13 protein-coding genes are annotated in these 12,299 nt (G+C 67.5%); 6 read left to right on the top strand and 7 right to left on the bottom strand.

The genetic code is table 11. The features are described 5' to 3' along the window. The first annotated feature begins 6 nt into the window (after positions 1 to 6). The 6 genes from glcF to C4E04_RS16105 all read left to right on the top strand — a co-directional run bounded on the left by glcF (position 7) and on the right by C4E04_RS16105 (position 7,745). Positions 7 to 1,356 carry a glycolate oxidase subunit GlcF gene (glcF, locus tag C4E04_RS16130; RefSeq protein WP_109598986.1) on the top strand — a complete coding sequence of 450 codons (1,350 nt, stop codon included), beginning with the start codon at positions 7 to 9 and terminating at the stop codon, positions 1,354 to 1,356. 96 nt (positions 1,357 to 1,452) lie between these two features. After that, positions 1,453 to 2,964: a chromosome partitioning protein ParA gene (locus C4E04_RS16125; RefSeq protein WP_162559429.1), complete on the top strand. Its 1,512-nt coding sequence runs from the start codon at positions 1,453 to 1,455 to the stop codon at positions 2,962 to 2,964. A gap of 324 nt (positions 2,965 to 3,288) precedes the next feature. After that, positions 3,289 to 4,020 carry an aquaporin Z gene (gene aqpZ / locus C4E04_RS16120; protein WP_109598982.1) on the top strand — a complete coding sequence of 244 codons (732 nt, stop codon included), beginning with the start codon at positions 3,289 to 3,291 and terminating at the stop codon, positions 4,018 to 4,020. Between the two features lie 118 nt (positions 4,021 to 4,138). After that, complete coding sequence (locus tag C4E04_RS16115; RefSeq protein ID WP_162559428.1) at positions 4,139 to 4,720, top strand: NUDIX hydrolase; 582 nt, start codon at positions 4,139 to 4,141, stop codon at positions 4,718 to 4,720. A 207-nt stretch (positions 4,721 to 4,927) separates the two neighbouring features. Next, positions 4,928 to 6,922 carry a methyl-accepting chemotaxis protein gene (locus tag C4E04_RS16110; protein WP_162559427.1) on the top strand — a complete coding sequence of 665 codons (1,995 nt, stop codon included), beginning with the start codon at positions 4,928 to 4,930 and terminating at the stop codon, positions 6,920 to 6,922. Positions 6,923 to 7,031: 109 nt separating this feature from the next. Beyond that, positions 7,032 to 7,745, top strand: coding sequence for a DUF2076 domain-containing protein (locus C4E04_RS16105; protein WP_109598976.1), 714 nt, complete (start codon positions 7,032 to 7,034; stop codon positions 7,743 to 7,745). A gap of 4 nt (positions 7,746 to 7,749) precedes the next feature. Here the strand turns inward: C4E04_RS16105 and C4E04_RS16100 are convergent, their stop codons facing one another. The 7 genes from C4E04_RS16100 to C4E04_RS16070 all read right to left on the bottom strand — a co-directional run bounded on the left by C4E04_RS16100 (position 7,750) and on the right by C4E04_RS16070 (position 12,220). Continuing rightward, a complete protein-coding gene (locus tag C4E04_RS16100) occupies positions 7,750 to 8,361 on the bottom strand; it encodes a LysE family translocator (protein ID WP_109598974.1) in 612 nt (203 codons plus the stop codon). Between the two features lie 93 nt (positions 8,362 to 8,454). Next, entirely contained in the window at positions 8,455 to 9,219 is a 765-nt protein-coding gene (locus C4E04_RS16095; protein WP_245416125.1) for an AraC family transcriptional regulator, read from the bottom strand. 270 nt (positions 9,220 to 9,489) lie between these two features. Further along, on the bottom strand, positions 9,490 to 10,110 hold the full coding sequence (locus tag C4E04_RS16090) for a 2,3-bisphosphoglycerate-dependent phosphoglycerate mutase (RefSeq protein ID WP_109598970.1): 621 nt from the start codon (positions 10,108 to 10,110) through the stop codon (positions 9,490 to 9,492). 124 nt (positions 10,111 to 10,234) lie between these two features. Beyond that, positions 10,235 to 11,041, bottom strand: coding sequence for a 4-hydroxy-tetrahydrodipicolinate reductase (gene dapB, locus C4E04_RS16085; protein ID WP_109601201.1), 807 nt, complete (start codon positions 11,039 to 11,041; stop codon positions 10,235 to 10,237). 65 nt (positions 11,042 to 11,106) lie between these two features. Next, the gene (locus tag C4E04_RS16080; RefSeq protein WP_109598968.1) at positions 11,107 to 11,628 is read right to left on the bottom strand and encodes a GNAT family N-acetyltransferase; all 522 of its coding nucleotides are present in this window, start codon (positions 11,626 to 11,628) and stop codon (positions 11,107 to 11,109) included. Next, positions 11,625 to 11,930: a DUF1330 domain-containing protein gene (locus C4E04_RS16075; protein ID WP_109598966.1), complete on the bottom strand. Its 306-nt coding sequence runs from the start codon at positions 11,928 to 11,930 to the stop codon at positions 11,625 to 11,627. The genes C4E04_RS16080 and C4E04_RS16075 overlap by 4 nt, the downstream gene beginning before the upstream one ends. Beyond that, complete coding sequence (locus tag C4E04_RS16070; protein WP_109598964.1) at positions 11,930 to 12,220, bottom strand: DUF1330 domain-containing protein; 291 nt, start codon at positions 12,218 to 12,220, stop codon at positions 11,930 to 11,932. Before C4E04_RS16070 ends, C4E04_RS16075 begins: the two co-directional genes overlap by 1 nt. Between the last annotated feature and the right edge of the window lie 79 nt (positions 12,221 to 12,299).

Genomic DNA, 12,299 nt, shown 5'->3' with positions numbered 1-12,299 from the left:
GAACCGATGAAGACCAATTTCACACCCGATCAGCTCAAAGACCCGGCGATGGCCAGTTCGGAGAAAATTCTCCGGACCTGCGTCCATTGCGGCTTCTGCACCGCCACTTGCCCGACCTATCTGCTCCTCGGCGACGAGCTCGATTCGCCCCGCGGGCGCATCTACCTCATCAAGGACATGCTGGAGGGCGGCAAGCCCGCCACGCCGGAGGTGGTCAAGCACATCGACCGCTGCCTGTCCTGCCTGTCCTGCATGACGACCTGCCCCTCGGGCGTGCATTACATGCATCTGGTCGATCACGCCCGCGCCTATATCGAGGCGACCTATACGCGGCCCTGGCACGACCGGCTCCTGCGTTCCGTCCTGGCCGCGATCCTGCCTTATCCGAACCGCTTCCGCATGGCGGTCGGCGCGGCGCTTTTGGCGAAACCCTTCAAGGGGCTCGTCGGTGCCCTGCCGTTGTTCGGCAACCGCCTCAAGGCGATGATCGAGCTCGCACCCGCCGAGGTGCCGGCTCGCTCTCCCTTCGACCGGCCCGGGACCTTCAGGGCCGACGGCCCGCGGCGCGGGCGCGTCGCCATCCTGTCCGGCTGCGCCCAGCCGGTTCTCAAGCCCGGCTTCAACGAGGCGGCCGTGCGCCTCCTCAACCGCCACGGGGTCGAGGTGGTGCAGGCCCGGGGAGAGGGGTGCTGCGGCGCCCTCGTCCACCACATGGGCCGGGACGACGAGAGCCACGCCTTCGCGAAGCGCAACATCGACGCCTGGATCGCCGAGATGGACGGGGAGGGGCTGGATGCCATCATCATCACGGCCTCCGGCTGCGGCACGACGATCAAGGATTACGGCTTCATGTTCCGGGACGACCCGGATTATGCCGGGAAGGCCGCGCGGGTCTCAGGAATTGCCAAGGACATCACCGAATACGTGTCCGGCCTGACGCTTCAGGAGCCGGTCCGGGAGACCGAACTGGTGGTGGCCTATCATTCCGCCTGCTCCATGCAGCATGGGCAGCAGATCCGCACCGAGCCCAAGACCCTGCTGAAAAAGGCGGGCTTCACGGTGAAGGATGTGCCGGAGGGGCATATCTGCTGCGGCTCCGCCGGGACCTACAACCTCCTCCAGCCCGAGATCGCCGGTCAGCTCAGGGCCCGCAAGGTGGCCAATATCGAGCGGACGCGGCCGGACCTCATCGCCACCGGCAATATCGGCTGCATGACGCAGATCGGGAAGGGCACGGAAATCCCCATCGTCCACACGGTCGAGCTGCTCGACTGGGCGACCGGCGGCCCGGTTCCGGAAGCCCTCGAGAAGGCCGGTCTTGATAGGCGTTCGGCCCCGGCGATTGCCGCGGAATGACCCTGCGACAAGATTTCGTAACGAAATTTCGTTTCCGTATCGGCCCCCTCTGAGGTAAAAGAGCCCGGAATGAGTTCCGGGTCAGAGGGATCGGCAATGTCATCCGGGTGGATGCCTTTCAAGAACCGTTTCGGGAAGAAGGCCGAAGAGGCGGCCGAAGAGCCGGTGGTGAGCCTACCGCAGGGGCAGGCCGAGCCGAAGGAGCAGGCTCCCGCGGCCGCCCGGGAGGAGCCCGCCTTCGTACGCCCCAACGGCGCCCTCGATTCCGTCGGCCAGAAGAACGAGCTGATCCGGGTCCGCTTCGCCAACATGATCGACCGGCTGGAGGAACTCCGCAGCCTCAAGGACGATTTCGCCCTCCTGAGCGAGCCGGTGAGCGAATTGATCCGCGCCTATCCGCAGCTTCAGTCACGGCTTCTGGAAACCGAAGCGGTGCTGCGCCAGGAAACCGACACCACCGCCCAGCTCCGGCGGGAGCTGTCCGAGCTGTCCAATGCCCAGGCGCGGATGACCGACGATCTCTCGGCCACCATCTCGCAGCTTCGCAAGGCGGAGACCAGGGTGCGCGAGCAGGATTCCTTCCTCGAGGACCTGCGCCTCAACGTGAAGGACAAGGAGGCCATCGTCGCGGATCTGGAGAACCAGCTCACCATCGAGACCGAGCGCGCCCGGAGCATTACGGAAGAGAACCAGGCCCTGCGGCTCGAAGCCCAGGAGGCGGACCAGACCGTCGCCCGGGCCGAGCGCGAGTTGATCGAGACCCGCGAGCGCAACGGCCTGCTGGATCACGAGGTGAAGCGGCTCCAGAAGGTGGCGGAGGAGCAGAACTACCGCCTGTCGAGCCTCACCAACCGCTACGGCGAGCTGGAAACCCAGCTCGAGGCGACCCGCCAGCGCGCCTCGGAGCTGGAAACCAAGCTCATGAGCGAGCAGGTCCTGCGCCAGCGGCTGGAGACCCAGCTCGATTCCGAGCGCTCGGCCCATCAGACGGATCTCTCCGCCCTCGACATGAAGATCGAAGGCCTCAACTCGCGCCTCACCGCGACCGACAAGATCCTGGCCCATACCCGCGACCAGCTGCGCGACAAGAACGAGGCCCTGCGCGGCGTCGAGCGCGGCCTCAAGGAGACCACCATCGAGAAAAACACGGTGGAACGGCGCCTGGAGGCCACCCAGCAGGAGGTCGAGCGGCAGGTCGCCATGGTCAACGAGCTCCAGCGCTCGCGCATCGAGCTGCAGGAGCGGGTCGAGATGCTGAACAAGGCCATCGCGGCCAAGGACTTCCAGATCGAGAGCGCCGACAACAAGGTCGCGAGCCTGTCCGAGCGGATCGACCAGCTCACCAAGCGCTTCGAGCAGGACCGCAGCATCCTCGAATCCGCCAATCGCCGCCTGACCGAGGAACTTCAGAACGAGAAGGCCGAGCGCTCCCTCGTCCAGGGCGCCCTGGAGATTGCCCGCGAGAGCCGCGTCAAGATCCAGAAGAAGTACGTATCCCTGCGCAAGAAGACGCGCCTCGACACGGCCGAGGACGAGCCTCTCCCGGAAGAGGAGGAAGGCGAGGCCGCGACCAATGTGAGGCCGCTGAAATCCTCCGACGCCGAATAGGCCGAGCCTTCCGGGCAGTTCCGCGCCTGGCCCCGGAGCACCTCGTCCACACCACCAGGAAACGGCGCGGCCAAGCCGGTTTCCTTGTCTGTGCGCGGCGATTTGATATGCTCTCCTGGCCGCGCCGGATCCCTGCGTCGCGGCTCGTAGGCCCGTCCGGACGGCAGGCAGCGCCCGGGGCGGGGTTCCGAAAGGCTCCGGTCGAGCCGTGCTGCCAGGAAACCGTGTGACTGTCGCCGCAGAATCGTCGCGCCAGAATCCGGGAAAGGCCGAATTCCTTCCTCCTCCGGCGCTGCGCCGGCGCGTCCATGGAGGGAGGATCGCATGGACTTCCGTAAATATACTGCCGAGGCCGTCGGCACCTTCTGGCTGACCTTTGCCGGGTGCGGCAGCGCCGTGATTTCCGCGGCCTTCCCGCAGGTCGGCATCGGGCTGCTCGGGGTCGCGCTCGCCTTCGGCCTGAGCGTGCTCACCATGGCCTATGCCATCGGCCATATCTCCGGCTGCCACCTCAACCCGGCCGTCACGGTCGGTCTCGCGGCAGGCGGGCGCTTCCCGGCGAAGGACATCGCGCCCTATGTCATCGCCCAGGTGGTCGGCGCCATCGTGGCGGCGGCGGTGCTCTATGTCATCGCGCGCGGCGCGCCGGGCTTCGATCTCGCCAAGGGCTTTGCGGCCAACGGCTACGGCGAGCACTCTCCCGGCGGCTATACCCTGGTCTCGGGCCTCGTCGCCGAGGTGGTGCTGACCATGATGTTCCTGTTCATCATCATGGGAGCCACCCACGGCAAGGCGCCGGTGGGCTTTGCGCCCATCGCCATCGGGCTCGCCCTCACGCTCATCCACCTGGTCGGCATCCCGATCACCAACACGTCCGTGAACCCGGCCCGCAGCACCGGCCCGGCTTTGTTCGTCGGCGGCTGGGCGCTGGCGCAGCTCTGGCTGTTCTGGGTCGCGCCGCTCCTGGGCGGAGCGCTGGGCGGGATCCTCTATCGCTGGCTCAGCGAGGAGCCGGCCGCTCAGGTCACGGGCATGCCGAGAGCGCCGGCCCATTGATGGCGGAGAGCGCAAAAACCGTTGGATGACGCACCCGGCCCGGTGCTCTTCGCGGACGGATCCTCGAAGATAGGTGGGCTCCGGCAGGAGCCGATCCGATTCCATGCGAGGGTGCACGATGCTTTTCGATCCGGCGGCGTTCCGGCAGAGGGTTCTTGGCCTTCTCGACGCCCATGCGGCGCGGTTCGGGCGCCCGGCCGAGGACCATGGCCTGCTGCGGCGTCAGATCGCGCAGGGTGAGGACATTCATTCCCGCAGCTCCTTTCCGGGCCACGTGACGACCTCGGCGCTGATCCTCGATGAGGCGGGCCGGCAGAGCCTCCTCATCCGCCATCGCTCCCTGGGGCGCTGGCTCCAGCCCGGCGGGCATTACGAAGCGCCTGAGGCCCTCGAGGCGTCAGCCCTGCGGGAGGCCGTCGAGGAGACAGGCCTTGCGGATATCGTCCTCGACCCCTGGCACGGGGAGGCGGGGCTGCCCATCGACATCGACAGCCACCTCATCCCGGCGCGACCGCAGAAGGGTGAGCCCGAGCACTGGCATCACGACATCCGCTACGTCATGCGGGCGCCACGCAACGCAAGCCTGCGGCCGGACCTCGCCGAGGTGGAGCAGGCATCCTGGCAGCCGCTTGCTGCCCTTGCGGAGATTGCACCCCAGGCCGTGGCCCATATGCGGGCACTTGGTCTCGTGGACGGGTAAACGAATGTCCGAGCCAGTAGGTGACATCAAGCAATGGATGGATTGCCGGCTATCGATGCGGCGATCTTCTCTGGCTTTAGGCGTGCTCTCAAAGAGTTTCGACGCGTAATACTTTCGTCTTGAAAGAAGAGCATTTCTTTACGCTAAGTCACTGTTAACGAATTGGGCGACATTGTGCCGACCGTACAATGTGCGGAGGTGCGGGCAATGAGGCTTTTTGCTCGTTTGCGGTGGCCGTCGGTTCGGGTGCGTGTCGCTGCGCTCAGCGTCGTGATGATCGCCGGGTTTGGAATTGTTGCGGCGGTCTTCCAGAACGGACGTCTGGAGGTGGAGCGGGCGCTGGAGGCTCAGCAGACCTATGGGGCGCTGGCCGACAAGGCCTACCAGTTCCGGGTCCGGGCTGATGCCCTCAAGGTCACGGCGCGGGAATGGACCTCCTCGCGCCTCGGCCATCTGAGCCAGGCCTTCTCGGACCAGCATAACGCTCTCGTGGAGCAACTCGTCGCCATGAACGCGGCGCCGGGGGCAGCCCTGGTCGGAGCCGAGGTGGCAGACCTCGTCCAGCGGGCGACCGGCCTCGTTCAGCAGGCCCGGATCCTCGACAGCCTCTATGTCCAGATCGGCTACCAAGCCGACCAGGGCGCACGGGGCGAGCTTCTGAAGGCGCAGTCCGAACTCGAGAAGCTCGTGCGGCCCCTCGCCAGCAGCGACGATCCGATGGGCCAGCGCCTGTGGGCTGCGGCCCTCGGCATGTTCGTCCAGGAAGCCCGCGCCCGCGGCTCCCTCGAGGACACCACGATCCTCGGCAATTTCGATGTGGAGCAGGGCCGCTTCTCCCGCACCGTGGGTCGCCTCGGCGAAGATTCGGCCGAAGCCAAGCCCGCCATCGAGGAGGCCGGCACGGCCTATGCCAAGGCCTTCGCGGACTGGTCCGAGCTCGAACAGAAGGTTTCGGGCGAAAGCGAGCATCTGATGGGGCAGTTCGAGCTCCTCGTGCCGACGCTGGAACAGCTCCTCGCAAAGGTCCGGGCCGAATCCGAACGGGCCGATGCGCAGCTGGACGCCTCACAGCAGCAGACCTTCACGGTTCTGCTCTGGGTCATGGGCGGCACCCTCGCGATTGGCCTCGTTCTCATGCTGCTTGTCGGACGCTCCATATCGCTTCCGCTCACCCGCCTGCAGCAGGCCATGCAGCGCCTCGCGGACGGAGACGCTATGGCCGAAATCCCCTCGACCAAGGCTGCGGATGAGATCGGCGCCATGGCCCGCACGGTCCTGGTGTTCCGCGACAATGCCCGCGAGCGCGAGCGGCTGACGGGCGAGCGCGAACGGACGGCTTCCTTTGAGGCCGAGCGCGCGGGCGCCATCGCGTCGGCAATTGCGGCCTTCGACGCATCCGTGGAGCAGATCCTGGCGGAGGTCCGGCAGGCCTCGGGAGAGCTGGCCGCCGCTGCGGGCCAGCTCCAGGGCTCGGCCCATCACGTGACGCAGCAGGCTCAAGTTGCAGGCGATTCCACGAACCGGGCGTCCGTGAATGTCTCGGCCGTGGCGAGCGCTGCCGAGGAGCTCGATCATTCCCTGGCCGAGGTGGCGGCCCAGACGAACGCCTCCGCCCAGGCCTCCGAGAAGGCGGTTGCGGAAGCGCGCGGCGCCTCCGGCAGCATGGCGGCTCTGTCGGCCGCAACCTCGCAGATCGACGAGGTGGCGGGGCTGATCCGTTCCATTGCGGCCCAGACCAACCTTCTCGCACTTAACGCCACCATCGAGGCGGCGCGCGCGGGCGAGGCCGGCAAGGGCTTCGCCGTGGTGGCATCCGAGGTCAAGACCCTCGCGGCGCAGACCACGCGGGCGACCGAGGAGATCGCACGCCAGATCGAGGCCGTGCAGGAAGCCTCACGCAACACTCTCGGGGCTCTCGGCAGCGTCCAAGGCAGCGTGGAAGATCTCGCTTCGGTGGTTTCGGCCGTGGCCGTGGCCGTTGGCCAGCAGACCGCGGCAGTCTCTGAAATCGCCCGCTCGGTGTCTCAGGTCTCCAGCGAGGCGCAGGCCGGCGCTGCGGCGATCCGGACCACGGAATCGGTCGCCGTGCATTCCCTCGAGGCCGCCCAATCGGTCGCCGATCTCTCGGTGGCGCTGGAGCGGCAGGCGGAGCGTCTGGGGGCCGAGATCGGCCAGTTCCTGGAGAGCGTCAGGGCCGCCTGACGCTCAAGCTTCCGTGAACGCGGGGCAGCCGCGTCGCCGCGCCCCTAAAAAAGCCCCTGGCCGTGCATACATCTCGTCCGGCGCATAAGACGCGCGAAGGAGGTTTGCCATGAACGACCAGGAACGTCAGGTCATCGCCGATATTTTCCGCCGCCTGGAGCAGGTTGCGAACCAACCCCGCGACCCCGAGGCGGAGGCCTATATCGCCGAATGCGTCCGTCGGCAGCCTTACGCACCCTACGCCATGGCGCAGGCGGTCTTCGTGCAGGAGCAGGCCCTCGCCAAGCTCCAGGCCGACAACGAGGCCCTGGGTGCCGAGCTGGAGGCTGAACGGCGCCAGCCGCAGCAGCAACAGGGTGGCTTCCTATCCAGCATCTTCGGCGGCGGCGCACCCCGGCCCTCCGAGCCTTCCTATCGCGAACCGCCGCGCCAGGCCTCGCCCTGGGGCCAGCCGCAACCGGAACCTCCGGCCTTCGGTGGGCCGCAGGGCGGCATGATGGGCGCCGGCGCTCCGGGCCCATGGGGCGGCGGCATGCAGCGGGGTGGCGGCTTTCTGCAGGGCGCGCTTTCGACCGCGGCCGGTGTCGCCGGCGGCATGATGATCGCCAATGCCCTGTCGCATGCCTTCGGCGGCGCGGGGGCGGCGGCCGGCAGCGCACTCGGCGACAAGTCGGCCCTCGCGGGGCTCGACAACACGCCCAGCGCGGATTCGGGCAATGCGAGCATCACCGACGCGCTCTATCCCGGCCAGCAGGACAATGGCGCTCCGCCCGAGGACGATTGGGACATGGGCGACGGCGAGGATCAGGGCGACTGGATCTAGGGCGTCAGCGCTCGGCCAGTGCCAGCTTCGCCCCGAGCCCGACGAGCGCCGCCGCGAAGCTGCGGCGCATCCACGCCATAGCCCGTGGGCGCGACACCATGTGCCGGCGCATGGCGGCGGCGAACAGGCCGTAGCCTGCGAAGACCGCGAAGGTCAGGAGCATAAAGGCACCGCTGAGCAGCAGCATCCGCACGAGCGGGTGTGGCTCCCCGGCGGAGACGAATTGCGGCAGGAACGCGAGGAAGAAGATCGACAGCTTCGGGTTGAGGATGTTGATCAGGATCGCCCGGGCGACGATCTGTCGGGCGGAGACTGCGTCGACATTTTCCTGCACGCGCAGGGCGCCGTGCTCCCGCCAGGCGTCCCATGCCATGTAGAGCAGATAGGCGACGCCCCCGTATTTCAGGAGCTGAAACGCGAGGGCGCTCGCATGCAGCAGCGCCGCGAGGCCGAGGATCGCGGCCAGCATGTGCGGGACGATCCCCAGGGTGCACCCGAAAGCCGCGACAAGGCTGGCACGCGGGCCGCGTGAGAGGCCGGTCGCCAGGGTGTAGAGGGCACCCGTCCCGGGCGAGGCGATGACGATCAGGGACGTGATCAGGAATTCGAGGCTCATCGGGCTTGCTCGCGTCAGAGAGGCGTTCAGAGTGAAGCCCGATCAGTCTGGCGACAGGATACGGCAGCCGTCTTGAAGGAAATTGCGGGGCCGCTACCGGGCCGCTTCCGCATAGGCGCCGGGCGAGAGGCCGTAGCTCCGCCGGAACGCCCGCGTCATGTGGCTCTGGTCCGCAAAGCCGCTCATGATCGCTGCCTCGACGAGAGAAATGCCGTCCCCAATGAGCCGCCGCGCCAGGTGGAGCCGGCGCTGGACCAGATAGGCATGGGGCGTGAGTCCCGTAGCCTTCGCGAAGCCGCGCAGAAGCTGGAAGCGGCTCAAACCTGCCTCTTGGGCCAAGTCCGACAGGGTGACGGAGCTAGACGGATCGTCGTCGATCCGGCTGCGTGCCCGGGCGATCGCCTGCAGGATGCCGGCATTGCCTGTGGTAACGCGCGCTCCGAGAGTTGCGCTCACCAGACGCAGAAGCTCTTCCTCGGCGAACCCGTCGCCGTCGTTCCGGACCATCAAGGCAAAGAGCCGGTGAAACCGGTCGGCCAGTCGCGCATCCGTGAGGACCGGATTGGAGAACTCTCCTTGCACGATCCGCCCGTCGCTCACATCGCGGCAGAGATCCGCCACGAGGGCGGGGGCGAGGTAAAGCATCCGCCAGGCCCTTCCCGCATCCCCGATGGGAGCGCCGTCATGGACCTCGCCGGGATTGACCGTGATGACGTCGCCCGCTCCGGCCTCCACCGGGCCGCGCCCGCTTGCGGATGTCTGAGCGCCGTCCACGATGACGCCGATCCCATACTGGTCGTGGGTATGCCGCGCGAAACTATGGCGCGTCGCAGCGACGACCGCCTCCACGCCGGGCATCCGGCATCGGAGCATCCTGAACTGGTTTTGCACCCGTTGGCTCTCTCTTCCCGCGGCTTCCTTTTATCATTCGGGCGGCAAAAAGGAGAGACGTTGCGCGTCATTCCGGGACACGCCTATGGCGTGGGCCCGGAACCCATAACCGTTGAGGATGCAGGTTAAGGCGCAGCGTTTCCCGCGATGCCTTGTTCTGAGACACTTGTGTTTATGGGTTCCGGGCTCCGCTGCGCGGCCCCGGAATGACAGAAGGGTTACGCGATACCCGCCGGCTTATGCCTCGAGCACCTTCTTGCCCTCGACCGTGGTGTCCGCGTTGAGGGTGTAGACCAGGGGGACGCCGGTGGCGAGTTCCATGGACGGGATCGTCTCCGGCGTGAGGCCGTCGAGCACCATCACCAGGGCGCGCAGCGAGTTGCCGTGCGCGGCCACCAGCACGCGCTCGCCGCGCATGACGCGGGGCAGGATCTCGCGCATGTAATAGGGCAGGACGCGGGCAACCGTGTCCTTCAGGCTCTCGCCGCCGGGAGGAGGCACGTCGTAGGAGCGGCGCCAGAGATGCACCTGCTCCTCGCCCCACTTGGCCCGGGCGTCGTCCTTGTTGAGGCCCGACAGGTCGCCGTAATCGCGCTCGTTGAGAGCCTGGTCACGGATCGTCTGAAGGTCCGGCTGGCCGATCTCGTCGAGGATGAGCTGGCAGGTGCGCTGCGCCCGCGACAGGTCGGACGTGAAGGCGATGTCGAACTGGACGCCCATCTCCTTCAGACGACGGCCGGCTGCACGGGCCTCCTCGACGCCGAGATCCGTGAGGCCCGGGTCCTTCCAGCCCGTGAAGAGGTTCTTGAGGTTCCAGTCGCTCTGGCCGTGACGGGCGAGGACGAGGAGGCGGTTCATGGTCGGGGTTCTCCGTTGTGGGCGAATGGCGAATGGTGGGGTTTATCGGACGGGTGTGGGTTTCGACGGTGGGAGACGAGGCGAAGTTCGGGTGCGCGGCGCAGCAGGCTGAACCATTCGCCGCTTACCCTTCGCTCATGCCCAGAACGTCCGCCATGGTGTAGTAGCCGGGCTTCCGGTCGAAGGCCCAGAGGGCGGCCTTCACGGCGCCGCGGGCGAAGATGCCCCGGTCCTCGGCCCGGTGGCCCAGTTCCAGGCGTTCGCCGGCACCCGCGAAGATCACGTTGTGCTCGCCCACCACCGTGCCACCGCGCAGGGTCGCGAAGCCGATATCGCCGGCACGGCGCGGGCCCGTATGGCCGTCGCGGACGCGCACCGAATGGTCCTTGAGGGAGATCTTCCGGCCTTCCGCGGCCGCCTCGCCGAGGAGGAGCGCCGTGCCCGAGGGGGCGTCCACCTTCTGGCGATGGTGCATTTCAAGGATCTCGATGTCGAAATCCTCCCCGAGGGCCGCCGCGGCCCGCCGCACGAGGCCGGCCAGGAGGTTGACCCCGAGGGACATGTTGCCGGACTGGACGATGCGCGCATGGCGTGCCGCCGCCTCGAGCTTCGCGAAATCAGGATCCTGCAGGCCGGTCGTGCCGATCACGTGGACGATCCGCGCCTGCGCGGCCAGGGCCGCAAAGCCGGTTGTGGCGGACGGTGTCGTGAAATCGAGAACCCCGTCGGCCTGGGCGAAGACGGGCAGGGGATCGTCGGTGATATCCACCTCGAGGAGGCCTGTCCCGGCGATCAGGCCTGCATCGTGGCCGAGCGCCTCCGAGCCGGGTTTCGCGATGGCGCCGACGAGGCGGCAGCCCTCCGTCTCGGCCACGGCCTTGACGAGCATACGCCCCATGCGCCCGGCCGCGCCGACCACCACAAGCCGCATCTCGCTCATGTGAGCCCCTCCCTCGATCGTCCCGGGTATAGCTCCATGGGCGCGCCCTGCAAAGCTCACAGAGGCCGGATCATCAGCACCCGCCGTGCCGGATCGAAGCCTAAGGCCGCCTCCTGGCGGAGGATCTCCCTCAGGCTCTCGGGGGCAGCCTCAGGGGGCAGTTCCGCAAAGCCCTGCCGCGCATAGAAGGGAGCATTGAAGGGGATAAGCCGGTCCGTGGTCAGGGCCAGAGCCGCATAGGCCTGGGATGCTCCGTGCTCGGCGGCCGCCTGCAGGAGGCGACGGCCGAGCCCCTGGCGCTGATGGTCCCGGTGGACGCTCATCTCCTTCACGAAGAGCATGTCGGCGAGCGCCTGCGCGGCCAGAAAGCCGACCGGGACATCGCGGGAATCGGTCGCGACCCAGACGAGGCCCGCCGCGTGGCAGGCGCGCAGGGCCTCAGGCGGCATGGTATCGGGGATGCCCGGCGGCGCTCCGAGAGCCTCCATATAGACCGTCGCGGCCGAGCGCTCCACGTCGGCGAGTTGTCCCAGGTCGTCCGTCCGTGCCGGACGGACCGCATAGGCCGGCTCAATCATGCAGGCTGCGGCCCGTCATATCCTTCGATCACGATGATCTCGGCAACCGCATGCCCGTCGCGCTCCGCCTTCGCGGCCTTGTATTCGGGGGAATCCCAGCAGGCCAGTGCCGCCTCGTAGGAGGGGAATTCGATCACCACGTTGCGGGCCCGCGCCTCGCCCTCGACCGCCTTGAAGGAGCCGCCGCGCACCAGGAAGCGCGCGCCGAACTTGGCGAAGGCGGCGGCGTTGGCGCGCACGTAATTCTGGTAGGCGTCCGGATTCGCGACGTCCACGCGGCCGATCCAGTAACCCTTCGCCATCACTCGGCTCCCTCAACGAGCACGAACTCGGCCTCGCAGGCGCCATCGCGCTTGGCCTTCGCGGCCTGGTATTCGGGCGAATGGTAGTAGCGCTTCGCCTGCTCGACCGAATCGAACTCGATCACCACGTTGCGGGCCCGTGCCGGACCTTCCAGCGCCTCGTAGGCGCCGCCGCGCACCAGCGGCCGTCCGCCATATTGGCGGATCGCCTCCGTGGCGCCCTTGGCATATTCCGCATAGGCTTCGGGGTTCGTGACGGTGACGCGGGCGATGACATAGCCTTTGGGCATGGCGACTCCTGTTCGTTTCGGCACAACGAACGGCATGGCAGCAGCGGCGTCAAGCCGATCTTCAGCGCTCGTTCCCGCG

Origin of the sequence: Microvirga sp. 17 mud 1-3 (genome assembly GCF_003151255.1) — a bacterium.
Lineage (GTDB): Bacteria > Pseudomonadota > Alphaproteobacteria > Rhizobiales > Beijerinckiaceae > Microvirga.
Note: the sequence above shows the minus strand (reverse complement) of the source record. Positions and strands in the feature narration are given on the sequence as shown.